The 24925-nt window shown below is 71.6% G+C and carries 27 protein-coding genes; 21 read left to right on the forward strand and 6 right to left on the reverse strand.

Translation table 11 applies throughout. The annotated features are described in order from the left end of the window. Positions 1-98 precede the first annotated feature (98 nt). From tsf to AC57BS_RS07485, 12 genes are all read left to right on the forward strand, one after another. Positions 99-911: a translation elongation factor Ts gene (tsf, locus tag AC57BS_RS07430; RefSeq protein ID WP_496410795.1), complete on the forward strand. Its 813-nt coding sequence runs from the start codon at positions 99-101 to the stop codon at positions 909-911. 135 nt (positions 912-1046) lie between these two features. Beyond that, complete coding sequence (gene pyrH / locus AC57BS_RS07435) at positions 1047-1760, forward strand: UMP kinase (protein WP_496410796.1); 714 nt, start codon at positions 1047-1049, stop codon at positions 1758-1760. Between the two features lie 66 nt (positions 1761-1826). Beyond that, positions 1827-2381 carry a ribosome recycling factor gene (gene frr, locus AC57BS_RS07440; RefSeq protein ID WP_496411257.1) on the forward strand — a complete coding sequence of 185 codons (555 nt, stop codon included), beginning with the start codon at positions 1827-1829 and terminating at the stop codon, positions 2379-2381. A gap of 13 nt (positions 2382-2394) precedes the next feature. Beyond that, positions 2395-3294, forward strand: coding sequence for a phosphatidate cytidylyltransferase (locus AC57BS_RS07445; RefSeq protein ID WP_496410797.1), 900 nt, complete (start codon positions 2395-2397; stop codon positions 3292-3294). An 11-nt stretch (positions 3295-3305) separates the two neighbouring features. Next, complete coding sequence (locus AC57BS_RS07450) at positions 3306-4088, forward strand: SDR family oxidoreductase (protein WP_496410798.1); 783 nt, start codon at positions 3306-3308, stop codon at positions 4086-4088. Between the two features lie 194 nt (positions 4089-4282). Beyond that, positions 4283-4630, forward strand: a complete 348-nt coding sequence (locus AC57BS_RS07455; protein ID WP_496410799.1) for a hypothetical protein — start codon at positions 4283-4285, stop codon at positions 4628-4630. A gap of 71 nt (positions 4631-4701) precedes the next feature. Continuing rightward, positions 4702-5463 carry a prolipoprotein diacylglyceryl transferase gene (locus AC57BS_RS07460; protein WP_496410800.1) on the forward strand — a complete coding sequence of 254 codons (762 nt, stop codon included), beginning with the start codon at positions 4702-4704 and terminating at the stop codon, positions 5461-5463. Next, entirely contained in the window at positions 5460-7016 is a 1557-nt protein-coding gene (locus AC57BS_RS07465; protein ID WP_496410801.1) for a radical SAM protein, read from the forward strand. Before AC57BS_RS07460 ends, AC57BS_RS07465 begins: the two co-directional genes overlap by 4 nt. After that, the gene (locus AC57BS_RS07470; protein ID WP_496410802.1) at positions 7013-7318 is read left to right on the forward strand and encodes a hypothetical protein; all 306 of its coding nucleotides are present in this window, start codon (positions 7013-7015) and stop codon (positions 7316-7318) included. The genes AC57BS_RS07465 and AC57BS_RS07470 overlap by 4 nt, the downstream gene beginning before the upstream one ends. Then, positions 7315-7617, forward strand: a complete 303-nt coding sequence (locus AC57BS_RS07475; protein WP_496410803.1) for a hypothetical protein — start codon at positions 7315-7317, stop codon at positions 7615-7617. Before AC57BS_RS07470 ends, AC57BS_RS07475 begins: the two co-directional genes overlap by 4 nt. Before the next feature lie 38 nt (positions 7618-7655). Next, complete coding sequence (gene rlmN, locus AC57BS_RS07480) at positions 7656-8792, forward strand: dual-specificity RNA methyltransferase RlmN (RefSeq protein WP_496410804.1); 1137 nt, start codon at positions 7656-7658, stop codon at positions 8790-8792. 93 nt (positions 8793-8885) lie between these two features. Further along, positions 8886-10112, forward strand: coding sequence for a glycosyltransferase family 4 protein (locus AC57BS_RS07485; RefSeq protein WP_496410805.1), 1227 nt, complete (start codon positions 8886-8888; stop codon positions 10110-10112). Positions 10113-10129: 17 nt separating this feature from the next. On the opposite strand, the gene AC57BS_RS07490 is transcribed toward AC57BS_RS07485, so the two are convergent. Together AC57BS_RS07490 and AC57BS_RS07495 are read right to left on the reverse strand one after the other, a co-directional pair. After that, entirely contained in the window at positions 10130-11200 is a 1071-nt protein-coding gene (locus tag AC57BS_RS07490) for an LOG family protein (RefSeq protein WP_496410806.1), read from the reverse strand. Between the two features lie 124 nt (positions 11201-11324). Next, a complete protein-coding gene (locus AC57BS_RS07495) occupies positions 11325-12224 on the reverse strand; it encodes a serine protein kinase RIO (RefSeq protein ID WP_496410807.1) in 900 nt (299 codons plus the stop codon). Between the two features lie 196 nt (positions 12225-12420). On the opposite strand from AC57BS_RS07495, the gene AC57BS_RS07500 reads away from it, so the two are divergent. Together AC57BS_RS07500 and AC57BS_RS07505 are read left to right on the forward strand one after the other, a co-directional pair. After that, complete coding sequence (locus AC57BS_RS07500; RefSeq protein ID WP_496410808.1) at positions 12421-13860, forward strand: M1 family metallopeptidase; 1440 nt, start codon at positions 12421-12423, stop codon at positions 13858-13860. A gap of 7 nt (positions 13861-13867) precedes the next feature. Then, a complete protein-coding gene (locus tag AC57BS_RS07505; protein ID WP_496410809.1) occupies positions 13868-14476 on the forward strand; it encodes an AMP-binding protein in 609 nt (202 codons plus the stop codon). Positions 14477-14478: 2 nt separating this feature from the next. Here AC57BS_RS07505 and AC57BS_RS07510 read toward each other — a convergent pair whose 3' ends face one another. Together AC57BS_RS07510 and AC57BS_RS07515 are read right to left on the reverse strand one after the other, a co-directional pair. After that, entirely contained in the window at positions 14479-15696 is a 1218-nt protein-coding gene (locus AC57BS_RS07510; protein WP_496410810.1) for an AAA family ATPase, read from the reverse strand. Between the two features lie 22 nt (positions 15697-15718). Next, positions 15719-16774, reverse strand: a complete 1056-nt coding sequence (locus AC57BS_RS07515) for a tetratricopeptide repeat protein (protein WP_496410811.1) — start codon at positions 16772-16774, stop codon at positions 15719-15721. A gap of 26 nt (positions 16775-16800) precedes the next feature. Here AC57BS_RS07515 and dxr point away from each other — a divergent pair, with 26 nt between their 5' ends. From dxr to AC57BS_RS07550, 7 genes are all read left to right on the forward strand, one after another. Continuing rightward, positions 16801-17886 carry a 1-deoxy-D-xylulose-5-phosphate reductoisomerase gene (dxr, locus tag AC57BS_RS07520; protein ID WP_496410812.1) on the forward strand — a complete coding sequence of 362 codons (1086 nt, stop codon included), beginning with the start codon at positions 16801-16803 and terminating at the stop codon, positions 17884-17886. A 43-nt stretch (positions 17887-17929) separates the two neighbouring features. Further along, a complete protein-coding gene (locus AC57BS_RS07525) occupies positions 17930-19276 on the forward strand; it encodes a M50 family metallopeptidase (RefSeq protein ID WP_496410813.1) in 1347 nt (448 codons plus the stop codon). Positions 19277-19415: 139 nt separating this feature from the next. Then, on the forward strand, positions 19416-20567 hold the full coding sequence (gene ispG / locus AC57BS_RS07530; RefSeq protein WP_496410814.1) for a flavodoxin-dependent (E)-4-hydroxy-3-methylbut-2-enyl-diphosphate synthase: 1152 nt from the start codon (positions 19416-19418) through the stop codon (positions 20565-20567). A 52-nt stretch (positions 20568-20619) separates the two neighbouring features. Further along, the gene (locus tag AC57BS_RS07535; protein ID WP_496410815.1) at positions 20620-21471 is read left to right on the forward strand and encodes a GNAT family N-acetyltransferase; all 852 of its coding nucleotides are present in this window, start codon (positions 20620-20622) and stop codon (positions 21469-21471) included. A gap of 91 nt (positions 21472-21562) precedes the next feature. Beyond that, on the forward strand, positions 21563-22156 hold the full coding sequence (locus tag AC57BS_RS07540) for an RNA polymerase sigma factor (RefSeq protein WP_496410816.1): 594 nt from the start codon (positions 21563-21565) through the stop codon (positions 22154-22156). Then, positions 22153-22614, forward strand: a complete 462-nt coding sequence (locus tag AC57BS_RS07545; protein WP_496410817.1) for a hypothetical protein — start codon at positions 22153-22155, stop codon at positions 22612-22614. The genes AC57BS_RS07540 and AC57BS_RS07545 overlap by 4 nt, the downstream gene beginning before the upstream one ends. A 55-nt stretch (positions 22615-22669) precedes the next feature. After that, positions 22670-23167 (forward strand): hypothetical protein, encoded by a 498-nt coding sequence (locus tag AC57BS_RS07550; protein ID WP_496410818.1) that lies wholly within the window; start codon positions 22670-22672, stop codon positions 23165-23167. 15 nt (positions 23168-23182) lie between these two features. Here the strand turns inward: AC57BS_RS07550 and AC57BS_RS07555 are convergent, their stop codons facing one another. Further along, on the reverse strand, positions 23183-23470 hold the full coding sequence (locus AC57BS_RS07555; RefSeq protein WP_496410819.1) for a hypothetical protein: 288 nt from the start codon (positions 23468-23470) through the stop codon (positions 23183-23185). Positions 23471-23615: 145 nt separating this feature from the next. After that, positions 23616-24896 carry a S8 family peptidase gene (locus AC57BS_RS07560; RefSeq protein ID WP_496410820.1) on the reverse strand — a complete coding sequence of 427 codons (1281 nt, stop codon included), beginning with the start codon at positions 24894-24896 and terminating at the stop codon, positions 23616-23618. Positions 24897-24925 lie beyond the last annotated feature (29 nt).

Below are 24925 nucleotides of genomic sequence, written 5' to 3' on the forward strand. Positions count from 1 at the left end.
CCGCGGGCTCCTGTCCGCGGCCGGCGCCCCGCGTCGTCCCACCGCGCCGGCTCGCGGAGCCGGACGCAGAACTCCCTCTGATCGAAGGAAGAAGGACCATGGCCAACTTCACCGCCGCCGACGTCAAGAAGCTCCGTGAGCTGACCCAGGCCGGGATGATGGACTGCAAGAAGGCGCTGACCGAGACGGACGGCGACTTCGACAAGGCCGTCGAGCTGCTCCGCGTCAAGGGTGCCGCGAAGGCCGCCGCCCGCGGCGCCGAGCGCGAGACCGCCGCCGGCCTCGTCGCCACTGCCGGCAACGCGCTGGTCGAGCTCAAGAGCGAGACCGACTTCGTCGCCAAGAACGAGGACTTCATCGCCAAGGCGCAGCAGATCGCCGAGGTCGCCAACGAGGTCAAGGCCGCCGACACCGCGGCCCTCAAGGCCGCCGAGCTCGACGGCAAGACCGTCGGTGAGGTCGTCGAGGACCTGGCCATCACCATCGGCGAGAAGATCGAGCTGGGCGAGGTCGCCTACTTCGAGGGCACCACCGTCACCTACATGCACAAGCGTGCCGCCGACCTGCCCCCCGCCGTGGGCGTGCTGGTCGAGTTCGAGGGTGACGAGGCTGCCGCCCGCGGCGCCGCGATGCAGATCGCCGCGATGAAGGCCCAGTACCTCACGCGCGACGAGGTCCCGGCCGACGTCGTGGAGTCCGAGCGTTCGATCGCCGAGCAGAAGACCCGCGAGGAGGGCAAGCCCGAGCAGGCGATCGCCAAGATCGTCGAGGGTCGCCTCGGTGGCTTCTTCAAGGAGATCGTCCTGCTCGAGCAGGAGTCGGTCACCGAGTCCAAGAAGTCGGTCAAGGCCGTCCTGGACGAGGCCGGCACCACCGTGAAGCGGTTCGCCCGCTTCGAGGTCGGCGCCTGACGCCACGCTCCACCTGACCACCGACGAGGGGTCGTGCGCCACGGCGTACGGCCCCTCGTCGCGTCCGGGTTCGACCCCCGGGGCTGCTGGCCGGTAGGTTTCGGATGACCCACCCAGGCGCGCGAAGGGAAGCACGTGGCGTACAAGCGAGTCCTCCTCAAACTCTCCGGTGAAGTGTTCGGCGGAGGCGAGGTGGGGTTGGACCTCGACGTCATCAACGCCTTGGCGTCCGAGGTGGCCGAGGTCGCCAAGTCGGGCGTCCAGATCGCGATCGTCGTGGGCGGCGGCAACTTCTTCCGCGGCGCCGAGCTGCAGCAGCGCGGCATGGAGCGTGCCCGCGCCGACTACATGGGCATGCTCGGCACGGTGATGAACTGCCTCGCGCTGCAGGACCTGATCGAGAAGCACGGCGTCGAGACCCGCGTGCAGACCGCCATCACGATGGGCCAGGTCGCCGAGCCCTACATCCCGCGCCGCGCGATCCGGCACATGGAGAAGGGCCGCGTCGTGATCTTCGGTGCGGGCGCCGGCATGCCGTTCTTCTCCACCGACACCGTCGCCGCCCAGCGGGCGCTCGAGACGCGCTGCGAGGTGATCCTGATGGGCAAGCAGGGCGTGGACGGCGTCTACGACTCCGACCCCAAGCAGAACCCCGCCGCGGTCAAGTTCGACCAGCTGACCTACGACGAGTACCTCGCCCGCGACCTCAAGGTCGCCGACGCGACGGGCATCGCGATGGCACGCGACAACAAGATGGACATGGTCTTCTTCAACCTCTCGACGCCGGGCACCATCGTGCGCGCCGTGCGGGGTGAGAAGATTGGCACGCTGGTCAGCAGCTCGGCCTGATCGGGCCCGGCGACCACCCTTCACCGCGCCCGCACCACGGACGTACGACGAGAGAGAGCAACCGTGATCAACGACGTCATGAACGATGCCGACGCCAAGATGGGCAAGTCCGTCGAGGCGACCCGCGAGGAGTTCGCCGCGATCCGCGCCGGTCGTGCCAACCCGGCGATGTTCGCCAAGATCACGGCCGACTACTACGGCACCCAGACGCCCCTGCAGCAGCTGGCCAGCTTCACCTCCCAGGACGCGCGCACGATCCTGATCCAGCCCTTCGACTTCGGCGCGATGACGGCGATCGAGAAGGCCATCCGTGACTCGGACCTCGGCGTGAACCCCGCCAACGACGGCAAGGTGCTGCGTTGCGTCTTCCCCGAGCTGACCGAGGAGCGCCGCAAGGAGTTCATCAAGCTCGCCAAGGCGAAGGCGGAGGACGGGCGCGTGTCCGTGCGCAACGTGCGCCGCACGGCCAAGCAGGCCCTCGAGAAGCTCGAGAAGGACGGCGAGGTCGGCAAGGACGACGTCACCGGCGCGGAGAAGCGCCTCGACGCCCTCACCAAGACCCACACCGACAAGATCGACGAGCTGGTCAAGCACAAGGAAGCCGAGCTGCTCGAGGTCTGAGCGCCCCCCGTCGATGACCACACCCGAACCTCCGGCGCCGCCGGCTCCCGAGCCGCAGGCGCCCAAGGACCACGGCCGCGCCGGGCGCGACCTGCGCGCGGCCGTCACCTCGGCGGTGCTCCTGGTCGCGGCGATCCTGCTGTCGCTGCTGTTCTGGAAGCCCGCCTTCATGGGCATCGTCGCCATCGCGGTGGTGGTGGCGGTCTGGGAGCTGCAGAAGGGGTTGTCGGCCAAGGGGATCGACATCCCCGAGCAGCCGCTGATGCTCGGCGGCGTCGTGATGGTGGTCGTCGCCTACGTGTGGGGTGCGCCGGCGCTGGTGACCGCCACTGCCGTCACCGCGCTGGTGATCATGCTGTGGCTGCTGCGACGCGGCGTCGACGGCTACGTCAAGAACGCGACCGCGTCGGTCTTCACCCTCGTGTACGTCCCGTTCCTCGCCTCCTTCGTCGCGCTGCTGCTGGGTGAGGGCGGCAAGGCACCGGCCCTCGGGCTCAACCTCGACGACCCGGGCATGCGCGGCGTGGTCACGTTCATCGCCATCACCGTCGCCTCCGACACCGGTGGCTACGTCGCCGGCGTCCTGTTCGGCAAGCACCCGATGGCCCGGGTGATCTCGCCGAAGAAGTCGTGGGAGGGCTTCGTCGGCTCCATGGTCGCCACGATCGCCGTGGGCGTCTGGCTGGTGACGGCGTTCCTGGGTGGCGAATGGTGGGTCGGGGTCCTGCTCGGCGTGATCGCCGCGGTGATGGCCACGCTGGGTGACCTGTGCGAGTCCGTGATCAAGCGCGACCTCGGCATCAAGGACATGAGCCAGGTGATCCCCGGCCACGGCGGCCTGATGGACCGCCTCGACTCGCTGCTCGCGACGGTCGCGCCGATCTGGCTGGTCCTCTACTACCTCGTCTTCTGAGGTCCTCCCCGATGCGCTTGCTGGTCACCGGCGGCCGGACCGGATACCTCGGCCGGCACGTCGTACGCGCTGCCGCAGGCCACGACGTGGTGGCGGTCGGCTCCGCGGACGCCGACGTACGCGACCCCGCCGCGGTGGACGCGCTCGTCGACCGGCACCGGCCGGACGCGGTCGTGCACACCGCCTACGTCCAGTCCGACCCCGAGGTCACGGGCGCCGGTGCCGTCCACGTCGCACGCGCCGCCGCCCGCATCGGCGCCCGCCTGGTGCTGGTCTCCTCAGACGTCGTGTTCGGGGGCTCCGACAGGCCCTACGACGAGTCGGCGGTGCCCGACCCCGTGTCGGCCTACGGCGAGGCCAAGGTGCTGGCCGAGAGCGCTGCGCTCGCGTCGGGCGCCGACGTCGTCGTGGGCCGGTCCTCGCTGATCCTGGGCGACGGGGAGTCGCAGCACGAGGCGCTGTTCCGCGAGCTGGCCCGCGGCGCGGACGGCGCGCTCTTCGAGGACGAGCGACGCTGCCCGGTCCACGTCGCCGACCTGGCGGCCGCCCTGGTCGAGCTCGCGGGCAACGACGTGCGCGGGGTGCTCCACCTCGGCGGGGCCGACGCGATGAGCCGCCTCGAGCTCGGCCGGCTGGTCGCCCGCCGTGACGGTCTCGACCCCGGCGCCCTCCGCGCGGGCCGGCGGTCCGAGCTCCCCGACCCCGGCCCCATCGACGTACGCCTCGACTCGTCCCTGGCGTCGCGGCTGCTCACCACCCGACTGCGAGGGGCGCGCGAGTTCCTGGCGGGATGACGGCGCCATGACCCTGCTCCCGGACGCTGGTGGCGGCCGAGCTGACCGGGCAGCCGCCCGACCTCGAGCGCTGGGAGTCGCTGGCGATGCCCGACGTCATCCGCGTCGACCCGTGACCGACAGCACCCGGGCGGATGTCCCCGTCACAGCGTGCCCCGCGTCGTCGGGCGCCACCGACCACCTAGGCTGACGGCGTGGAGACGCACGAGGCCCAGCAGGGCGAGCTGCCGCAGGACCGGCACTTCGAGTGGTGGCACCACAGCCACCCCACCTTCGCCGGCATCACCGGCTTCTTCGCCGGGATGCTCTACGTCACGGCTGTGCCGGGCGCCTTCGCCGGCATCCTCCGGCTCCTCTTCACCTACGAGACCGCCGAGAAGCTGTTCCCCTTCGTGCTGCTCGCCCTGGTGCTGCCGATCGCGATGCTGGTCAAGCGCAAGACCCGGCGCTTCGCCCAGTTCATGTTCGTCGGGATGGTCGTCACGACCCTGGTGGTGCTGGGAGTGGCCTCGCTGGTGCTCTACTTCATGGTCGACGCCTGACCTGATCGGGCCACGGCGACTGAGCACGCGGGACCTCCCCGCGGTGCGGCAGGATCTGCGAGGCTCGGCACATGTACCCATCCGTGGGTGTGCTGCCCACGCACGGCCTCTTCGTCGCCCTCGGCGTCGCTGCCGCGGCGCTCGTGTTCGTGCTCGAGGCACGCCGTCGTGGGCACACCGACGAGCGCATGGTGTACGTCGTCGCGGGCGCGCTCGTGGGCGGGGCGATCTTCATGCGGATGGGCACCTGGCTCCAGCACCTCGACCTCGACCGCAACGCCGGGTTCGCCGACCAGTGGCTCTACGGCAACCGATCGATCCTCGGCGGCCTCTTCGGCGCGTGGCTCGGTGTGCACGTCGCGAAGAGGCTGGTGGGGTACCGCCAGCGGACCGGTGACCTCTTCGCGCCCGCGGTCGCGATCGGGATGGCGATCGGGCGGGTGGGCTGCTACCTCACCGAGCAACCCGGCACGCCGACGGGAGGCGGCTGGGGGATCACCCTCGACGCCGAGCAGGCGGCGTACACCGGTGCTCCGGCGGGCGTGGGGCTCCACCCGTCGTTCGCCTACGAGATCGTCTTCCACCTCGTCGCGTTCGTCGTCCTCTGGACGTGGCTGCGCCACCGGGACCTGCCCCCGGGTGAGACGTTCGTACGCTACGTCGCGGCCTACGCGGTCTTCCGCTTCTTCGTCGAGTTCGTGCGCGGCAACGAGGTGGTCTGGGCCGGGCTCACCCGCCCGCAGCTCGCGCTGCTGGCGACCATTCCCCTGCTGGCCGCGCGGATCGTATGGTCGGTCCGCCGGGCGCGGGTCGCCGAGGAGGTGACGGCATGAGTGGCATGCCACTGCGCGGTGATCGCATCCACCGCTACGTCAATGCGTTCTGCCCGTTGTGCCACGAGGCCGAGCCGCTGCGCCCGCTCGAGGACGTGCGGCGGCTGTCGGGCTGGCTGGTCGTACGCGCCGACCGGGTGTGGCTGGAGCGCGGGTGCCCGGACCACGGCCTGGTGCGCACCCTCTACGACGAGTCGCCGGAGATCCTGTCCTACCTCGAGCAGTGGACCGCGCCGACGAAGGTGCACGCCCCCGACCTCGTCGGGAACTTCGAGCCGGTGCCCGCGGCCTACGCCGACGGCCTGCCGCAGATGCAGACCCAGCACACCTGCATCCTGCTGGAGGACCTGCTCGACCACTGCAACCTGAAGTGCCCGACCTGCTTCACCGAGTCATCGCCCGCGCTGGCGTCCGTGGCACCGCTGAAGGCGGTGCTCGCCTCGATCGACACCCGGCTGGAGCGGGAGAACGGTCGGCTCGACGTGCTGATGCTCTCGGGCGGGGAGCCGACGCTCTACCCGCACCTGGCCGAGCTCCTCGACGAGGTGGTCCGCCGTCCGGTGGTGCGGGTGCTGGTCAACACCAACGGGCTGCGGGTCGCGACCGACGACGACCTGCTCGCGCTCCTGACGCGGCACCGTCAGCGGGTCGAGGTCTACCTCCAGTACGACGGCGAGTCCGCCGAGGCCTCCACCCACCACCGCGGCGCCGACATCCGCCGGTTCAAGGAACGCGCGCTCGAGCGCCTCTCCCGCGCGGGGATCTTCACGACCCTGACGATGACGGCCGCCCTCGGGGTCAACGACGACGAGATCGGCCTGGTGGTCAAGCGTGCGCTCGGGACGCCGTACGTCGGCGGGGTGACGATCCAGCCGGTGTTCGGGAGCGGACGCGGCGCGGGCATCGACGCGCTCGACCGGCTGACGCACACGGGGGTGCTCGCCCGACTGGAGGAGCAGACCGCGGGCCAGGTGACCTGGCGCGACCTGACCGCCCTCCCGTGCAGCCACCCGCACTGCTGCTCGGTCGGCTACCTCCTGCGCGACGACGCCGGGACCTGGCAGTCCCTCACCAGCCTCGTGGGCCACGACCGGCTCAAGCAGTGGCTCGACCTCGAGCCCGACCTGCTGGCGAACCGCATCGCAGACGACGCGATCCCGTCCGGTCTGCGCCAGGTCGTGAAGTCGTCCCTGCTCGACCTGCTCAGCGAGCAGTCGTCGCTGTCGCACCCGTCGATGGCGGCCATCTGGCGCGACATCTGCACGGGCTGCGACCTCGGCATCGGGACCCTGGCGACCCTGGCGTCATCGCGGCTGCCGGGCGGTCAGGAGAGGCTGCGGTCCCTGCTCGGTGAGCGGGTCGTGCGGATCACCGTGAAGCCCTTCATGGACATGAACACCATGATCGAGGAGCGCCTGACCCAGTGCTGCGTGCACGTCGGGACGGTCAACGCCGACTCCGGTGCCCACCAGTGCGCTCCCTTCTGCGCCGTCCAGGCCTGGCAGCCGCTGGGTCGTACCCGACTCTCCACCGCAACAGGAGGCAGGTCATGACCGACCCTCGAGTCGTCGACACGTCGGCGCCACCACGCAAGGAGGTCCACGACCCTCTCCGGCTGTGCATCTTCGCCACGGTGGCAGCCATCGCGTGGCTCGCCGGTCCGCTGGCGCTCGTGTTCTTCGCCGCGCTCGGCATCCGTGGCTACGTCGTCGCCATCCGGGGCGGGCTCACCCGGACCCGGTGCCTGTGGCACGACCCGCGGATCTCCGTGGCCTACCTCGCCGCGCTGGCGGCGCTCGGCGTGGCCGCCCTCGTCACGGGCCTCGGGCCGTGGCAGCCGGGAGCGCTCCGGTGAACGCCGAGGACCAGCAGTCGCCCAAGGTGGGCAACGTCATCGGGGGAGTGGCGCTCGGGCTCGCAGCTGCCGTCGGCTACATGGTCGTCGCCTTCGTCGGCCTCTACTCCCTCGATCCTTCGGGGTCGGGATCGGATGTCGTGGGGGTCCTGGTGTTCGCGGCCCCGGCGGTGCTCGGTGCCATTCTGCTGGCCTTCCCGCGGACCCGTCGCGCAGGCGCAGGGCTGGTGATCGGGCTGGCGGTCGGTCTCATCGTGGTGCCGGCGATGTGCGTGAGTCCGCTGATGCTCGGCGGCTGAATCGCGCCCACGGCCTTCCGGATGGGACACTCGGGGCGATGTCCGACTCAACTCAGCAGCCGATCAAGACCCTGCCCCTCGTCTTCGACGAGCCGCGCGGCCGCAAGAAGCCGCCGCCGCACCTCGCCGACCTCGACGAGGCCGGCCGCAAGGCGCGGCTCGAGGAGATGGGCCTGCCGGGCTTCCGTGCCAAGCAGCTCTCCCACCACTACTTCTCCCGCCTCGTCGACGACCCGGCTGAGATGACGGACCTGCCCGCCGGCCAGCGCGACGAGCTCGTGTCCGCGCTGCTGCCGCACCTCATGACGCCGCTGCGCACCATGGAGGCCGACAAGGGCACCACCCGCAAGACGCTGTGGAAGCTCTTCGACGGCGCGCTCGTCGAGTCGGTGCTGATGCGCTATCCCGACCGCGCCACGATCTGCGTCTCGAGCCAGGCCGGCTGCGGCATGGCGTGCCCGTTCTGCGCCACCGGGATGGGAGGTCTCCAGCGCAACATGTCGACCTCCGAGATCGTCGAGCAGGTCGTCGCCGGCGCCCGTTCGCTGGCCCGCGGCGAGGTCCCCGGCGGCCCCGGCCGCGTGTCCAACGTGGTGTTCATGGGCATGGGCGAGCCCCTCGCCAACTACAAGGCGGTCATCGGGGCCGTACGCCGCCTCACCGACCCGTCGCCGGCCGGCCTCGGGATGAGCGCCCGCGGGGTCACCGTCAGCACGGTCGGCCTCGTGCCGCGGATCAACCAGCTCGCCGACGAGGGCATCCCGGTCACCCTCGCGCTGAGCCTGCACGCGCCCGACGACGAGCTGCGCAACGAGCTGGTCCCGATCAACACCCGCTTCTCGGTCGCCGAGACCGTCGAGGCCGCCTGGAACTATGCGGCGAAGACCAAGCGTCGGGTCTCGATCGAGTACGCCATGATGCGCGGCATCAACGACCAGGCGCACCGCGCCGACCTGCTCGGCGACGTGCTCAACTCCTACGGCGACTGGGGCTGGGTCCACGTGAACCTCATCCCGCTCAACCCGATCGAGGGGTCGAAGTGGACCGCCTCGGACCCCGCCGACGAGCGCGAGTTCGTCCGCCGTCTCGAGGCCAAGGGCATCCCGACGACGGTCCGCGACACCCGCGGCCGCGAGATCGACGGCGCCTGCGGGCAGCTGGCCGCCAAGGAGTAGGGCTCCCGGTCCTCCCTGCATGTCGAGGACCGTTCACGTGTCCTTCGCACGGAGCGGGGCGTCCGTTGCGGGTCGCTTCCTAGCGTCCGTGGCATGGACCTGCTCGAGAGGCGGCGTCGCAGCCGCACCGCACCGGCCGACAACCTCCTCACCCTCCCGGTCCCGCCACCGGCCGCCCGTCCCACCGCCGCCTCCCGGCTCCGCGTGCTGGTGGTCGCCGAGTCGTTCCTGCCGCAGGTCAACGGCGTCACCAACTCGGTCCGCCGGGTGCTGGAGCACCTGGCGACGGAGGGCCACGAGGCCGAGCTGATCGCCCCGACCGGCCCGGGGACGTACGCCGGGTTCCCGGTCACCCACGCGCGCGGCGCGAGCCTGCCGTTCTACGCCGACTTCCGGATCGGCCTGGAGACCCGTCGCCGCCTCCGCGCCGCGATGGAGCGGTTCCGCCCCGACGTCGTGCACATCGCCTCGCCGGCCACGCTCGGCTACCAGGCCATCAAGGCGGCCCGCTCGCTCGGCATCCCCACCGTGGCGATCTACCAGACCGACCTGGTGGGCTTCGCCGACCGGTACGGCGTGCCCGGCGGCGCTCGCGCGATGGAGTCGCTCACCCGCCGGATCCACCTCGGTGTCGACCGGACGCTGGCCCCGTCGACGGCCAGCATGGCCCAGCTCGCCCGGCTCGGCATCGACGACGTCGCCCGCTGGCCGCGCGGGGTGGACCAGGTGCTCTTCGAGCCGGCGAAGCGGGACGAGGCGCTGCACGCCGAGCTGGCACCCCACGGCGAGGCACTCGTCGGGTACGTCGGGCGGCTGGCCCCCGAGAAGGAGCTCGAGCTCCTCACCCACGTCGACCGGCTGCCGGGCGTACGCCTCGTGCTGGTCGGGGGCGGGCCGGAGGAGGCCCGCCTGCGGGCGCTGCTCCCGGACGCGGCGTTCCTCGGCGTGCTGCACGGCGACGAGCTCGCCCGGGCGTACGCCACCCTCGACGTCTTCGTGCACACAGGTCGCCACGAGACCTACTGCCAGTCCGCCCAGGAAGCCCTGGCCAGCGGGGTCCCGGTGGTCGCGCCGCGGGCGGGTGGACCGATCGACGTCGTCGACGACACCGTCGCGGGCTACCTCTACGCACCGGGGGACGGCGACGAGCTGGCGGCCCACGTCGCGCGGCTGGTGGCGCAGCCTGTGCTGCGCCGCCGGATGGCGGCCGCGGCGCGGCTCAGCGTGCGCGACCGCACCTGGCGGGCCGTCAACGACCTGCTGGTGAGCCACTACCGCGACGTCAGCGTCCCGGCCGGGACGCGCCGCCGAGCCGGCTGAGCCTCACCCGGCCGCGCTCACCCGGCCACCACCTCCACGGCCTCCTCGACGCTGTCGACGAGGTGGACGTACGGCTCCATCGCGCGGTCGCGGGCCAGGGCCTGCAGCAGCGGCCACACGGGCAGCTGCTCGGTCCAGTGGTGCCGCCCGACGAGCACCATCGGCGCCACGGCGGAGGCGTCGGCGTAGTAGTTCTCGCAGGCGTCCTGGAAGACCTCCTGCACCGTCCCGGCGGCACCCGGCAGGAAGACGATGCCGGCGTTGCAGACCTCGAGCAGCACGGCCTCGCGCGGGGCGTTGTGGAAGAACTTCGCGATCGACGTGGCGAACACGTTCGGCGGCTCGTGGCCGTAGTGCCACGTCGGGATGCCCAGCGACTCCCGCCCGCCGCTCGTCGCCCCCACCACCTCGAGCGCGACCCGCGCCCACGCGCCCACGTCGGGGCCGTACGACGGAACCGGCGCCACGGCCGTCAGGGCGGACTCGAGGTCCCCGGGGACGTACGCCCCGAGGTTGGCCGCCTCCATCGCGCCCGGCCCGCCGCCCGTGGCGACGGTCATTCGGTCGGCGAGCGCGTGGCCGAGGCGGGCCGCGTCGGCGTACGCCGGGGTGCCGCGCTGGAGCGCGTGGCCGCCCATGACCCCGACGACATCGCGATCGGCCACCCAGGCGGTCAGCGCGGCGTCGACGTGGTGGTCGTGCAGCGCCATCGCGAGGGTGTCGTCCGGGCCGTCACCGCGGCGCGACCAGGCGTACGCCCGCGCGTCGACACTGTCCTCGTAGCGGGGCGTGTCGTAGAGGTCGCCGGGGGAGTAGAGGGTCGGGCGGTAGGGGTCGACCGGGACCCCGGGGATCTCGTGCAGCACCATCGCGCCTGCGCGGCGTACGGCGTCGTCGTCCCCCTCGGCGAACTCGCACCCGAGGAACAGCGCCTGCTCCAGCGTCCGCTGCAGGAGGGCCGGGCCGCGGTCGGTGAGGTCGAGCCCGACCAGGCGCCACCCCGTGAGCGAGGTCGCGCCGGTGTCCAGCCGTCGGTCGAGCTCGGCCAGGGTGGTGACGTCGACGAGGCGACCGTGGGAGTGCTTCACGCGCGCCAACCTAGCCGTGCCTGTCTCGACACGGCCCTCACGCGGCTTCGTGCCTCAGCCGCGGGGCCACTCGACATGGCAGGGCCCACGCGCCGACCTCGTGCCTCGGTCGTCGCTGCCCGTCTCAGAACGCGTGCGCCATCAGCTCCCCGAACAGCTCCTGCTCGTCGGCCTCGAGGCCGCGCGAGCGGAACCAGGCGCACATGTTGGCGCAGTCGCGCAGCAGGAAGTCCATGCCGCGCGGGTTGCCGACGAGGTCCACCATCTGTGGCAGGTCGATGATGACGAGCCGGTCGCCGGCGGCCAGGGTGTTGTAGGGCGAGAGGTCGCCGTGCACCAGCCCTGCCTGGGCCAACGTGGCCATCGCGTCGCGCAGTTGCTCGTAGTAGCCCTCGACGACCGAGCGTTCCGGACGGACCTGGGCGACGCGGGGGGCGGTCTCGGTGTTCCCGTCGACGGTCACAGTGATCCACTCCATGAGGATCTCGGTCTCGTCGATCTGGACCGGGTAGGGCACCGGGAGGCCGAGCTCCCAGCAGCGGCGGAGCGCGTTCCACTCCGAGACCGCCCACTCGCCGGCCGCGACCTGACGCCCCCAGGTCGACTTGCGCTTGAGGGCGCGGTTGTCGCGCGAGCGCTTCATCGACCGGCCCTCGGTGTAGGACGCGGCGCGGTGGAACGAGCGGTGGTCGGTGTCGCGGTAGCGCTTGGCGGCCATCACGACCGCCGTCTCCGGGCGGTGCGGGTCCTCGCGCTCGAGCAGGTAGACGTCGGCCTCCTTGCCCGTCTTGAGGACGCCGAGCTCGGTGTCGATGGCTCCGCTGGAGGTCACGACCCAGTCGGGGCGCGGCTCGGGCCCCTTCATCAGGGCTTCGAGGTCCTCCCAGCGGGACCAGCGCTGACCCTCTCCGAGGTCGTCGGAGTAGGTGTCGTAGGTGAAGACGAACGACTCGTCGATGCCCTCGAGGGGCGAACGGTCGTCAGGCCGGAGGAAGTCCTCCGGGAAGGTGTGATCGGTGTGCAAGTGGGACAACGTGGGTGCTCCGTGTGTGCGAGAGGTGGTCGGCGGGCAGGCCGAGGACAGTCATGGACATGTCACGGCTCCTCTCGGGTCACGGGGCACCGACGTGCGGGCGCACGCGGCGGGCTGGTGTCGCCGGTGCCATCGTCCACGAGCACGTCGGGCAACGCAACGGAATTAGGCGCGCTAGGTTCGGACGGTGACCACGCGAGCCGTCTCCCGCCCCCTGCTGTCCGTCGCGCTGCTGGCGACCCTGGCCGTGGCGTTCACCAGCGTCCCGGCCACCGGCGAGGAGCGGGCCGCCGCACCGGTCGAGGGGGCGTCCGGGATCGGCGATCCCTACTGGCCCCTCGACGGCAACGGCGGTATCGACGTCTCGGCCTACCGGATCGCCAACCGCTACGCGCTGGACACCAAGCGGCTCAGCGGCAGGACGACGGTCAGGCTGACCGCGACCCAGGACCTGTCCAGCTTCTCCCTCGACTTCCTGCTGAAGGTCTCGAAGGTCACCGTCGACGGCAAGAGGGCCGAGCACGTCAGGACCGACGGCGGCCACGAGCTGCGCATCACGCCGGCCCAGCCCCTGGCCGCCGGCACCCAGCACGCGGTCGTGGTGAAGTACGCCGACCGGCCGTCGAAGTACGCGTACGCCGGGGGACGCAACTGGCTGGCCAGCAAGCGCGAGGTCGTCACGATGAACGAGCCGCACATGGCGCCGTGGTGGTTCCCCGCCAACGACCACCCGCTCGACAAGGCGATGGTCGACGTGAAGATCCGCGTGCCCAACGGGCGCGAGGTGGTCTCCAACGGCAAGCTGCGCGGGCGCGACGTCGGCAAGCGGTGGACGCAGTGGCACTGGCGTGCCGACGAGCCGATGGTGCCCTACCTCGCGTTCTTCGCAGCCGGGGACTTCACGATCGCGAAGGGCCGGCACCGCGGCCTGCCGTGGCTCGTCGCGGTCTCCCAGCGGCTGAGCAAGCGCGACCAGGCCGCGAGCATGCGCCTGATGAAGAAGACCCCGGCCGTCGTCGCCGGCCTCGAGAAGGACCTCGGCGCGTACCCGTTCTCCGTGGTCGGCGGCATCACGACCGGTCTCAACCCCGGGTTCGCCCTGGAGAACCAGACCCGCCCGACCTACCCGGCCGTCGGCGCCGGCTACACCAGCCTCGTCGTCCACGAGCTCGCCCACCAGTGGTTCGGCGACGACATCGCCGTGCAGCAGTGGCGCGACATCTGGCTCAACGAGGGCTTCGCCACGTTTATGGAGTGGCGGTGGACCGAGACCCACGGTGGCCGTTCGGGCGCCTCGATCCTGCGCAGCTACTACGACAACGTCGCCGCCACCTCGGACTTCTGGAGGGTCGTCGTCGGCGACCCCGGCGCGGCCAGGGTGTTCGACTCCGCCGTCTACGGACGCGGTGCGATGACGCTCCAGGCGCTGCGCAACCGCGTCGGCGACGTCGTCTTCTGGCAGATCGTCCGCACGTGGATCCGCGAGCAGAAGGGCGGCAACGGCTCCTCTGCCGAGTTCGAGGAGGTCGCCGCCCGGGTGAGCGGGCAGGACCTGGGCTCGTTCTTCACGGCCTGGCTGCGTACCCCGTCCAAGCCGGCGGCCACCGCCGACAACGGGCTGGCCTGAGGCCGCGATGACGTCCACCGACGTGGCCTGGTTCCGCGCGCCCTCCGACGGCGATCCCGGCACCCTCAACGCCTGCTACAACGCCCTCGACGTCCATGTCATCCGGGGCCGCGCCGACGACATCGCGCTGACGCTCGACGGCGCGCAGCGCAGCTTCGCCCGGCTGCTGACCGAGGTGGCCGCCTGCGCCGGGGTGCTCCGCGCCTTCGGCGTCGGGCCCGGCGACCAGGTCGCCGTCGGGTCGCTCCCGCAGGAGACGGCCGTGGTCGCGGTGCTCGCGACCGCCCGCGTCGGCGGTGTCGTCCAGCACGACGACTCGCCGGGCGCCGAGGGCAAGGTCGTGCTCGCCGGTACGCCGGACGGGGTGGTGCTGAGGACTGACGGCGAGGACCTCGCGTGGGACGTCGCGATTCGCGCCGGACGTACGGACCCGGCCGCGTGCGCCGACGTGCCCGGTGACGCCGTCCTGTGCAGGCACGCCGGCGACACCCTGACCGTGCTGGCCGCCCTCGGCGCGTCGGACGACCAGAAGCCCGTCGCTCCCGCGGGGGCCACGCTCGTGGAGGTCGGCGGACTGACGTTCTGGTCGTTCGACCCGCCGGGCGACCAGCCCTAGTCTCAGCGCTTCTTGCGCAGCCACCTCGCGAGGTCGTCGTACTCCCCGGAGGCGTTGGCGTAGAGCGCGACGTTGCGCGCGGTCTCCATCCAGGGGCCGATCGACGGGCGGATCTCGGAGAGGGCCTGGTCGAAGTCGGCCATCCCGATCATCCGCACCTGACCGGAGCCGACGGACTCCATCAGCGCGTTCTCCGACGCCGACTCGCACAGGTGCGCGAGGTCGGCGCCGCTGAACCCCTCGGTGGCCTTGGCGAGGCGACGGGTGTCGATGCGCTCCACGGGCCGGTCGCGCAGGTGGGTGCGCAGGATCGCCTCGCGTGCCTCGCGGTCCGGCGGCAGCACCAGGAGGGTGCGGTCGAGGCGTCCCGGCCGGCGCAGCGCGGGATCGACGTCCCAGGGGTGGTTGGTGGCGGCGAGCACGAAGACGCCCTCGTTGTCCGACCCGACCCCGTCGAGCTCGGTGAGCAGCTGGTTGACGGTCGTCCGCGCGCCCGAGCTGCGGTTGAGGGAGCGCTTGCCGCCGATCGCGTCGAGCTCGTCGAGGAACAGCACGCACGGGGCCGAGCTGCGGGCCACCTCGAACAGCTCCTTGACGTTGCGCTCGCTCTGGCCGATGTACATGTCGAGCACGTCGGCCAGCGACACGTGCAGGAAGGACGCGCCGAGCTCGCCCGCGACCGCTTTGGCGAGGAACGTCTTGCCGCACCCGGGCGGGCCGTAGAGCAGCAGCCCGCCGCGCAGCGACTTGCCGTAGAGCGCGCGCAGCTCCGGGTTGCGCAGGGGCGCGAGGAAGCTCGCCTCGAGGCGCTTCTTGACCTCGGTCAGCCCACCGACGTCCGCGAGCCGTACGCCGGCGGTCTCGGCGTCGTACGCCGCCGGGCCGGGGTCCTCGGTGGACCCGTCGACGAACATCGGGCCAACGCTCTCGCCCAGGTCGGACTCGGCGGCGTGCCAGTCGAAGGTCGTCGGCTCGGCCGTCGTCGGTGCTGCGGCCTCGTCCGGGGTCGGCGTCTCCGGCGCGGTGCCCATCGCCCGCCCCATCAGCTCGCGCGCCTCGACGGACTCCGGGTCGGCTGCCAGAACCGTCGCCGCGTGCGCGATCGCGTCGGGTCCGCGGCCCGCCTCGACGAGCAGGCCGGCCAGGTGCAGCCGCAGGGTCAGGTCGTCCGGGGCGGCGCGCACGGCGGCGGCCAGACTCTCGATCAGGCGCTCGTCCACGGCGCCCACCCTAGGTGCGACGTCAGCGGCCGCGCACGAGGTTCACCGCGGCGTAGCCCAGCCAGCCGAGGATGCAGACGAAGCCGATCACCTGCAGCGAGGAGGCCAGCGCGATGCCTGCCGCCACCGCCACGGCGTACGGCGCGAACGCGAGCAGCAGTACCCCGACCGACAACAGCAGCAGGAGCGCCATCAGGTAGCGGCCGGTCCACCCGGTGCGGCCCCAGATCCCGCGACCCCACTGGCTGACGCCGCTGGGCAGCCGGGCCCGGACGCGGTGGACCATCACTGCAACCACCCCGACGTACGCCGCGCCGCCGAGCGCGCGGGCCCACCACGGCGCCCCAGCAGCCAGCATGATGCCGAGGACCACCGCGGCGCCGAACAGCGACCACAGGACCCGTCGGCCGAGCAGCAGGAGCACCGCGTCGATGTTCTCGTGCAGCCGCTTCTCCTGCGGGTCGTTGCCGACGGCCGAGCGCAGCATCCCGGCCGCCCGGCCCAGCCGGCCGCGGCCCATCTCGGTGGCCGCGAGGTTGTTCTGCGCGAGCGTGTGGCCGGGATCGATGGCGAGGGCGTTGCGGAACGCCGCCTGCGCGTGGTCGTGGTAGCCGAGCGAGTCCAGGCAGAGGCCGACGAGGTTGTGTGCGTCGGGACTGTGCGGGGCGAGGTCGACCGCGCGCAACGCCGACTCGTACGCGTCGCGGACCCGCGGCCGGCGCAGGCCCAGCAGGGCGCGGGCGTGCTGATAGTGCGAGGTGAAGTCGTGCGGCGCGAGCGCCAGCGCGCGCTCGGCCGCGGCGACCGCCGCGGGTCCGTCCCGGCGGTCGCAGAGGACGTCGACCAGCACCTGGTGGCCGCCCGCGTGCGCGGGCTCCAGCGCCAGCGCGCTGCGTACGACCCTCTCCGCCTCGTCGTGGCGGTCCTGGCGGTTCAGCGCGCGGCCGAGGCCGAGCAGCGCGCGTACGGACTGCGGGTCGCTCGCGAGCACGTCGCGGAAGCGCTGCTCGGCCTCCGCATTGCGGCGCAGGTCGAGCAGCGTCTCGGCGCGCGCGATCGCCTGCCAGTCCCCGTCCACGCCGCCCATCCTGACAAACTGGCGCGGTGACTGCGCGCGACATCGTGATCCTCGGCTCGACCGGTTCGATCGGCACCCAGGCGCTCGACCTCGTCCGCGCCAACCCCGACCGCTTCCGGGTGGTCGGGCTGACCGCCGGCGGCTCCAACCAGGACCTGTTCGACGCGCAGGTCGCGGAGTTCGCGCCGACCTACGCCGGGCTGGGGGAGGAGGCCTCGACCGAGGCCGCCTCGCAGGCGTGCGACGTGGTCCTCAACGGCATCACCGGGGCGGTCGGGCTCCGACCGACCCTCGCCGCGCTCGACGCCGGCAACACCTTGGCCCTGGCCAACAAGGAGTCCCTCATCATCGGCGGCCCCCTCGTCAAGGAGCGCGCGCGGCCCGGCCAGATCGTCCCTGTCGACTCCGAGCACAGCGCAATCGCGCAGAGCCTGCGCGCCGGGTCCGCCGCGGAGGTGCGCCGTCTCGTCCTCACCGCCTCGGGCGGCCCGTTCCGGGGGCGTACGGCCGACGAGCTCGCCGCGGTCACCCCCGAACAGGCGCTGGCCCACCCCAACTTCGCGATGGGCCGCGTGATCACCACCAACTCCGCGACGCTCGTCAACAAGGGCCTCGAGGTGATCGAGGCGCACCTGCTCTTCGACATCCCGTTCGACCGCATCGACGTCGTCGTGCACCCGCAGCAGCTGATCCACTCGATGGTGGAGTTCGTCGACGGCGCCGTGGTGGCGCAGCTCGGCCTGCCGACGATGCTCGTCCCGATCGCCCTCGGCATGGGCTGGCCCGACCGGGTGCCCGACGCCGAGACGCCCATCGACTGGACGAAGGCCGCCGACTGGCGCTTCGAGCCCCTCGACGACACCGTCTTCCCGGCCGTCACGCTCGCCCGGGCGGCGGGGGAGCGCGGCGGCACCGCACCCGCGGTCTACAACGCGGCCAACGAGGTGGCGGTCGACGCCTTCCACGACGGCCGGCTGGGGTTCCCCGACATCGTGGCCACAGTGGCACGGGTCCTGGACCTCCACGACGTACCATCGAGGGAGCACTTCACGGTGGACGACGTCCTCGCCGCCGACGCCTGGGCGCGCGCCGAGGCCGCCGCCCTCATCTGACGCTCCTGACCTGACGCTCCTGACCTGACAAGGATCCCCGCACATGACCGCCCTGCTCTACACCCTGGGTGTCGTCTCCTTCGTCCTGGCGATCCTGGTCTCGATCGGGCTCCACGAGTTCGGCCACCTGGTGCCGGCGAAGAAGTTCGGCTGCAAGGTGCCGCAGTGGTTCATCGGCTTTGGCCCCACCGTGTGGAGCAAGCAGGTCGGTGACACCGAGTACGGCGTCAAGGCGATCCCGCTCGGTGGCTACGTCAAGATCGTCGGCATGCTGCCGCCGGGCGCCGAGCACCTCGTCGAGGAGACGACGTACGACGAGGACGGCGAGCCGGTGCACAAGGTGCGCCGCTCCAACACCGGCATGTTCACCCAGCTGATCTCCGACGCGCGCGCCGCGGAGTGGGAGTACGTCAAGCAGCACGACACCGACCGGCTCTTCTACCGCCTGGCCTGGTGGAAGAAGGTGATCGTGATGGCCGGTGGCCCGACGGTCAACATCGCCATCGCGTTCGGCCTGTTCGCGATCCTCTTCGCCACCTACGGCAACCCCCGCGACCAGGTCGTCGAGCCCACCGTCGCCGCCGTGCCCGAGTGCGTGATCCCCGTGGAGGAGGCCGGCCGCGAGTGCACCGCAGCCGACCCGCCGACTCCGGCCCAGGAGGCCGGGATCCGGCCCGGCGACGAGATCCTCAGCTTCAACGGCACCCCGTTCCGCGACTGGGAGAGCTTCCAGTCGCTGATCCGTGGCAACGCCGACGGCGACGCCGTCATCGAGGTCCGCCGCGGTGACGAGCAGCTCACCCTGACCACCAACACCACGGTCACGCTGCGCCAGACGTCGATCGAGGACGAGACCCTCACCGAGGTCGGCTTCCTCGGCGTGCAGCCCGAGACGCGCTTCGAGACCGGCGGTCTCATCTACACGACCGCGCAGATGGGGACGATGACCGTCGAGACGGTCAAGGCGCTCGGCCAGCTGCCGGTGAAGGTCTACGAGGTCGGCCGGGCCGTCGTCGGGCTCCAGGAGCGCGACCCCGAGAGCCCGGTCTCCATCGTCGGCGGCGGCCGGTTCGCCGGCGAGGCCGCGGCCAGCGAGGCGTTCCCGCTCACCGAGAAGATCGTGACGCTGCTCTTCCTCGTCGCGAGCTTCAACTTCTTCATCGGCATGTTCAACTTCGTGCCGCTGCTGCCGCTCGACGGCGGCCACATCGCCGGCGCCCTCTACGAAGGCCTCAAGCGCGGCATCGCACGGCTCCTCGGCCGCCCCGACCCGGGCCACGTCGACGTCGCCCGGCTGCTGCCAGTGGCCTACGTCGTGGGGCTCGCGATGCTCGTCATGGGCGTGGTGCTGATCGTCGCCGACATCGTCGTGCCGCTGCGCCTGAGCTGAGGGCCGTACGCCCGCCCCGCCCACGCCGCCGCAGCGGTGAGTGGCGCAGGTTCTGGCGCTCGAGAACCTGCCTCACGCACCGCTCGGGCGGGGCCACGGCGGCGCGGGGATCCCACGGCCCGGCCCGTACGATGGCGCCATGACTTCCGTCGGCCTGGGCATGCCCGCCCTCCCGCCCCCCGTCCTGGCCCCCCGCCGCAAGACCCGCCAGATCAAGGTGGGGTCCGTGGGCGTCGGCAGCGACTCGCCGATCTCGGTCCAGTCGATGACGACCACGCTGACCTCCGACGTCAACAGCACGCTCCAGCAGATCGCCGAGCTGACCGCGTCCGGCTGCGACATCGTCCGCGTGGCGTGCCCCAGCCAGGACGACGCCGACGCGCTGCCGGCCATCGCACAGAAGTCGCAGATCCCGGTCATCGCCGACATCCACTTCCAGCCCAAGTACGTCTTCGCGGCCATCGACGCCGGCTGTGCGGCCGTCCGGGTCAACCCCGGCAACATCCGCAAGTTCGACGACCAGGTCAAGGAGATCGCCAAGGCCGCCAAGGACCGCGGCACCTCGATCCGGATCGGCGTCAACGCCGGCTCGCTCGACAAGCGGATCCTCGACAAGTACGGCAAGGCCACGCCCGAGGCGCTCGTCGAGTCCGCCGTGTGGGAGGCCAGCCTCTTCGAGGAGCACGACTTCCACGACTTCAAGATCTCGGTCAAGCACAACGACCCGGTCGTGATGGTCCGCGCCTACGAGCTGCTCGCCGAGGCCGGCGACTGGCCGCTGCACCTCGGCGTCACCGAGGCGGGCCCGGCCTTCCAGGGCACCATCAAGTCAGCCGTGGCCTTCGGCCACCTGCTCAGCAAGGGCATCGGCGACACGATCCGCGTCTCGCTCTCCGCCCCGCCGGTCGAGGAGGTCAAGGTCGGCATCCAGATCCTGGAGTCGCTCAACCTCAAGCCGCGCCGCCTCGAGATCGTGTCCTGCCCCTCGTGCGGCCGCGCGCAGGTCGACGTCTACAAGCTCGCCGAGGAGGTCACCGCCGGGCTCGAGGGCATGGAGGTGCCGCTGCGCGTCGCCGTCATGGGCTGCGTCGTCAACGGTCCCGGTGAGGCCCGCGAGGCCGACCTCGGTGTCGCCTCCGGCAACGGCAAGGGCCAGATCTTCGTCAAGGGCGAGGTCATCAAGACCGTGCCCGAGTCGCAGATCGTGGAGACCCTCATCGAGGAGGCCATGCGCATCGCCGAGGGCATGGAGCCCGTCGAGGGTGCGGAGGCCTCCGTCAGCGTGTCGTGAGACGGCCCCGCGGTGCGGGGTCTCCCTACTCGGTTCCCACTAGGCTCCAAGCGTGCTGAGGACCCGCGAGCAGGTGCGCGTGCTGGGCCCGGGTGACCGGGACAGCTTCATCGCGCTCGCGGAGCAGGACCCGGTCGTCAACGTCTTCGCCGACTACCGCGCCCGCCTCACCAACCTCGACGAGCGCTGGCTCGGCGGACAGGTGTGGGGGCGGTTCGAGGGCGACCAGCTCGTCGCCGGGTGCCACCTCGGCGCCAACCTCGTCCCGGTGCAGTGCACGCCCGACGACGTCGGCGCCTTCGCGGACGTCGCCCTGCGCCGCCGCAACACCGTCGGGACCATCGTCGGCCCCAGCGACGTCGTCACCTCGCTGTGGGAGGTCATCGAGCCCCGCTGGGCCCGCCTCCGGGAGATCCGGGCCGCCCAGCCGCACCTCGAGATTGCCCGGCCGCCTGCCGTGCCGGCGGCCCCCGACGTACGTCCCACGACCCCGCGCGACCTCGACGTGCTCTACCCCGCGTGCGTGGCGATGTACACCGAGGAGGTCGGCGTCTCGCCGGAGAACGACGCGGGCGGGGGAGACCTCTACCGGGCGCGGATCCAGCAGCTCATCGGCCGCGGCTGGTCGATGGCGAGCTTCGACGACGACGGCGTGGTCTTCAAGGCCGAGGTCGCGTGCCTGACGCCGTACGCCGCCCAGGTGCAGGGCGTCTGGGTCCGCCCGGACCGCCGCGGTGAGGGGTTGTCCACCAGCGGCATGGCCGCGGTCGTCTCCCACGTCCTCGGATCGGGGATGGCGCCGGTGGTCTCGCTCTACGTCAACGAGTGGAACGCGCCCGCGCGCGCGGCGTACGCCCGGGTCGGCTTCGAGCAGACCGCGACCTTCGCGACCCTCATGTTCTAGGTCCCGGAGTGCTCGGCAAAAAAAGATCTGCCCCGTCCGTATCACGCAGGGGTGTACGCACACCTGTGCTGACATGGGGACAATGGTCGCCATGTCAGAGGACCGAAGGACTGAGGGGCAGTCCGGGCTGTCACCGTGGGACATGGCCAGTGGGGCGTTCATCGCCTGGCGTCAGGGGGACGCCGGTGCGGTGGACGAGCTGGTTTCCGCGATGACACCGGTCCTGTGGCACGTGGTGAGGGCGTACGGTCTCGACCGCGAGGCCGCCGAGGACGTCGTCCAGGCGACCTGGCTCGGCTTCGTACGGCTCCACCGGACCATCGAGGACCCGCAGGCGGTCGCGTCCTGGCTGATCACCTCAGCCAGGCGCGGCGCAGCCGCACACACCCGGACCGCACGCCGTGCGACCCCGGTGCAGGACGAGACGCTGCACGCCGCACTTCCCGACGCGGAGTCGGCCGAGGCGCTCGCCGTGCTCGACGACGAGGCGTCACGGCTGTGGGGTGCCGTGGCGTCCGTCGACGAGCGGTGCCGCAAGCTGTTGCGGGTCGTGGCCTTCATGGACCGCCCCGACTACCAGTCGCTGAGCCAGGAGCTCGACATGCCCGTCGGGAGCATCGGGCCCACGCGGGCACGGTGCCTGGCCAAGGTCCGGACCGCCCTGATGAAAGGAGGCGAGCGATGACTGCCTCGAACGACGCCGCACTCCTCGAGGAGCTGCGTGACATGTGGACGACCTACGACCCACCGCCGCCCGACCTGATCCCGACGATGATCGCCTTCGTGGCGGCCGCCGACCTCGACGCCGAGTGGGAGATGCTCGTCCTGGTCCGCGACTCCGCCGACGAGCCTGCCGCCCAGGTGCGGGGGCTCGGCACGTCACGGATCCTCTACTTCACCGCCGCGGAGGGCTGGTCGCTCGACGCCGAGCTCGACGAGGGACAGGTGCGCGGCCAGCTGCTCGACTTCGACGGCGACCCGGGATCCGTCGAGGTCGTGGTCGAGACCACCGACGAGCAGAGCTGGACGACCGGCCTCGACGAGGTCGGCTTCTTCGCGATCGCCGCCGAGCCGACGGGGTCGATCCGCTTCACGGTCCGCTACCGCCGCAGGGCGATCAGCAGCCGCTGGGTCGAGCTCTGACCGTGAGGGTCATTCGCCTCTGCAGACCCGGTGGTACGAGCGCCATGCTGGAGTGGTGAGCAGCACCCGCGGAGTCACCCGCACGGCGCACATCCCTTGGGCACGCCTTCTGGTCCTCGCCGGTGCGGCGACCATGATCGTCTCCGCAGCGGTGGGCTATGTCTGGCTCACACGCATGCCGGAGCTGCAGCCGGTGGACTTCGGGCAGCAGACGTCGATCCGCGCAACGGAGTCCACGTCAGCCACGATCTTCGCGTCCACAGGCATGTCCCAGCCGCCGTCCTGCAAGGTGACCTCCGGGAACGGGGACCCGGTCACCGTGGGCGACGCACAGCACTATCACCAAGGAGCTGGCCTCGAGTCGGCATGGGGGTTCCCGGTGACCTCGGGGACGACGTACACCGTCACGTGCCGCGGTGTGGCCGAGGATGGGCGTTTCGCGGTCGCGCAAGACGCTGCTGTGCCCGAGGTCGGCTTCATCGCGGCGGGCTCACTGGGTCTCGTCATGGCTGTGCTGGGAGGTCTCGTCGCCTTCCGTCAGCGGCACCGATGATGAAGAACCCTCGGCTCAGTGTCCGCCGAGGGCCTCACCGACGGCGAAGGCGACGACGACGAGGAACGTGAGGGACGCGAGCACGACCACGAGCACCGAGCGCTCCTTGCTGCGGAAGATGGCCAGGCCTGAGGTGACAAGCGAGGCGAAGGCGAGCCCGATGATGGCGATGCCTACGGCGATGCTCAGCGGCCGCGGCAAGTAGGAGATCAGGAGCCATACAGGAAGCACCACGTAGAGCAGCACGGGGAGCAGGAGCCACAGCGCGAGACGGCCCATCGGGGTGCGAGGCAAGGCGTACATCTCGATTCCTCCTGTCCGGGCCAACCGGTCCGTTCCTGGTGTCCCGAGACCTGGCTCAAGCCAATCGCGGGATCGATCGGCGCGGCAGAGGCTGAGGTCCCCAGATGGCCGGGACGCACTGTGAGAGCCCGGGCGCCCCGGACCGTCAGGGGCGGGGATAGGGCTGCCGCAGCTCCATCATCGGGCCGATCGTCGGGTCGGAGTCGTAGTCAGCCCGGGCCAGCACTACGTCGCGCGCGTCCGCGGCAGACGCCCCGGTCTCGCTGATCTCGCGGGCGATCAGGCCCGCCACGACGGGGGCGGCGAAGGAGGTGCCGCTCCAGCGGGCCATCCCGCTGTCGAAGACCCGGACGTCGCCCTTGTCGGGCGTCTCGTTGCATGTGAAGGTCCCGTCGGGGAATGCGTTGACCAGGTTGCGCCCGAGCGCGTAGACGTCGGCGGAGACGCCGAAGTTGGAGTACGCCGAGACCCGGCCGTTGCGGTCGAGCGAGCCGACCCCGACGCACCAGTCGAAGGCGGCCGGCCAGAAGGGCGCCGCCCACGAGTCGTTGCCGGCAGCTGCCACCAGCACGCAGTCCAGCCTCTGGAGCCGGGTGCGGTAGAACGTCTCGAACGCAATCGACGGCAGGTCAAGGCGGGTGCGGCAGCCGGCGGAGAGGTTGATGACCTGCGGGTCGTGGGCGAGGGCCTCCTCCAGCTGCTCCACGAGGTCGGACTCGAGGATGCCGCCGCCACCGACGCCGCCGATCGCGAACCCCTCGACGAACACCTTCGTCACCGGGGCCACGCACCGCACGACACCGGCGATGAACGTGCCGTGGCCGGCGTACGGGCGCAGGTCCGGGCCGTTGAGCTCGTCGTCGCCGTCGACGCCCTTCAGCCACGGCGTACGGGGGTCGTTCGCGGCGGGCGGGTGCCAGCCGGTGTCGACGACCACCACGCTGACCTCGTGCCCCTTCTCCTGCGGGGCGACCGGCGGCCACGGCTCGGTCAGGCCGGTCTCCTGGGGCTCGATCGCGGGGCACGCACTGCCGCCCGGGCCGCCGGGGCTGATGTGCACCCAGTGGTCGGGAGAGGCGGCTCCGAGAGGAAGGCCGGACTCCTCGAGGAGCTCCAGCACCTCGATCACCGTACGACCCTCGGCCCGGTCGGGCAGGAGGTAGCGGACCAGCTCGCCGTTGAGGAGCCGGGTGTCGTCGCGCACCGGTTCGCCGAGGAGGACACCCTTGGCAAGGCGCGCCACGGCCTGGTCGAACCCCTCCACGTCCGCGGCGCGGACGAGGATCCGGTCCGGGTGGTAGAGGAAGGTGAAGTCGGCAGGCGCCTCGGTGTCCCAGGCCACCTGCCCGTCGTTGGCCTCGCGGAGGCTCTGAAGCTGGTCCGTGCTGCGTCGTCGTCGGTCATCGCCGATCTTCCAGTCGCCCATGGGAACCGACGCTAGCCCCGCGAGGGACG

The organism is Nocardioides sp. BGA-UO-ETr-FS32 (assembly GCF_059567905.1).

What these genes read in the sequence shown, in the direction of transcription:
- AC57BS_RS07560 (WP_496410820.1), bottom strand. Translation starts at nt 24,896, where the DNA reads ATGGGCGACTGGAAGATCGGCGATGACCGACGACGACGCAGCACGGAC.
- AC57BS_RS07540 (WP_496410816.1), top strand. Translation starts at nt 21,563, where the DNA reads ATGTCAGAGGACCGAAGGACTGAGGGGCAGTCCGGGCTGTCACCGTGG.
- AC57BS_RS07465 (WP_496410801.1), top strand. Translation starts at nt 5,460, where the DNA reads ATGAGTGGCATGCCACTGCGCGGTGATCGCATCCACCGCTACGTCAAT.
- AC57BS_RS07505 (WP_496410809.1), top strand. Translation starts at nt 13,868, where the DNA reads ATGACGTCCACCGACGTGGCCTGGTTCCGCGCGCCCTCCGACGGCGAT.
- AC57BS_RS07545 (WP_496410817.1), top strand. Translation starts at nt 22,153, where the DNA reads ATGACTGCCTCGAACGACGCCGCACTCCTCGAGGAGCTGCGTGACATG.
- rlmN (WP_496410804.1), top strand. Translation starts at nt 7,656, where the DNA reads ATGTCCGACTCAACTCAGCAGCCGATCAAGACCCTGCCCCTCGTCTTC.
- tsf (WP_496410795.1), top strand. Translation starts at nt 99, where the DNA reads ATGGCCAACTTCACCGCCGCCGACGTCAAGAAGCTCCGTGAGCTGACC.
- AC57BS_RS07485 (WP_496410805.1), top strand. Translation starts at nt 8,886, where the DNA reads ATGGACCTGCTCGAGAGGCGGCGTCGCAGCCGCACCGCACCGGCCGAC.
- AC57BS_RS07555 (WP_496410819.1), bottom strand. Translation starts at nt 23,470, where the DNA reads ATGTACGCCTTGCCTCGCACCCCGATGGGCCGTCTCGCGCTGTGGCTC.
- AC57BS_RS07525 (WP_496410813.1), top strand. Translation starts at nt 17,930, where the DNA reads ATGACCGCCCTGCTCTACACCCTGGGTGTCGTCTCCTTCGTCCTGGCG.
- AC57BS_RS07460 (WP_496410800.1), top strand. Translation starts at nt 4,702, where the DNA reads ATGTACCCATCCGTGGGTGTGCTGCCCACGCACGGCCTCTTCGTCGCC.
- AC57BS_RS07470 (WP_496410802.1), top strand. Translation starts at nt 7,013, where the DNA reads ATGACCGACCCTCGAGTCGTCGACACGTCGGCGCCACCACGCAAGGAG.
- ispG (WP_496410814.1), top strand. Translation starts at nt 19,416, where the DNA reads ATGACTTCCGTCGGCCTGGGCATGCCCGCCCTCCCGCCCCCCGTCCTG.
- AC57BS_RS07445 (WP_496410797.1), top strand. Translation starts at nt 2,395, where the DNA reads ATGACCACACCCGAACCTCCGGCGCCGCCGGCTCCCGAGCCGCAGGCG.
- AC57BS_RS07450 (WP_496410798.1), top strand. Translation starts at nt 3,306, where the DNA reads ATGCGCTTGCTGGTCACCGGCGGCCGGACCGGATACCTCGGCCGGCAC.